This window comes from Nocardiopsis sp. MG754419, assembly GCF_018207095.1.
Taxonomy (GTDB): domain Bacteria; phylum Actinomycetota; class Actinomycetes; order Streptosporangiales; family Streptosporangiaceae; genus Nocardiopsis.
The window spans coordinates 1-808 of the sequence record NZ_QOCZ01000323.1 but is presented as its reverse complement, the minus strand read 5'-3'; the positions used below and the strand labels follow the sequence as shown (position 1 = coordinate 808).

Annotated in this window: 1 protein-coding gene and 1 pseudogene; both read left to right on the top strand. The window is 68.3% G+C overall.

Going from position 1 to position 808, the window contains the following annotated elements; all coding sequences use genetic code 11:
* Window positions 1-263, top strand: a pseudogene (locus DSY14_RS27925) (succinate--CoA ligase subunit beta); the annotation flags it as partial.
* 33 nt (window positions 264-296) lie between these two features.
* Window positions 297-808, top strand: a 512-nt coding sequence (locus DSY14_RS27920; RefSeq protein WP_211719581.1) for a CoA-binding protein, incomplete at its 3' end; no start/stop codon positions are given.

Here is an 808-nt window from a genome sequence, read left to right as displayed (position 1 = left end):
ACCCGGCCGTCAAGAGCGTCTTCGTCAACGTCTTCGGCGGCATCACCGCCTGCGACGCGGTCGCCAACGGCATCGTCCAGGCTCTGGAACTGCTGGAGCGGCGCGGCGACGACGTCGGCAAGCCGCTGGTCGTGCGTCTGGACGGCAACAACGCCGAGCCGGGCCGCCAGATCCTCGACGAGCGTGCCCACCCGGCCGTGCGTCGGGTCGACACGATGGACGACGCCGCCGCCCAGGCCGCCGAACTCGCCGCACAGTGCTGACCCGCGCGGCTTCGACAGGAAACGAGGAGAACCATGGCCATCTTCCTGAACAAGGACAGCAAGGTGCTGGTCCAGGGCATGACCGGCTCTGAGGGCACCAAGCACACCCGCCGCATGCTCGCGTCCGGCACCGACATCGTCGGTGGCGTGAACCCGCGCAAGGCCGGACAGTCCGTCGACTTCGACGGTACCGAGGTCCCGGTGTTCGGTTCGGTGGCCGAGGGTAGGGACATCACCGGGGCCGATGTGACGGTGATCTTCGTTCCGCCGAGATTCGCCAAGGACGCCGTGATCGAGGCGATCGACGCCGAGATCGGTCTCGCGGTGGTGATCACCGAGGGCATCCCGGTCCACGACACGGCCGCGTTCTGGGCGTATGCCCGTGCCCGCGGCGGTGCCACACGGATCATCGGCCCGAACTGTCCCGGTCTGATCACCCCGGGTCGGTCCAACGCCGGCATCATCCCGGCCGACATCGCCAAGCCGGGCCGCATCGGCCTGGTCTCGAAGTCGGGCACGCTCACCTACCAGATGATGTACGAGCT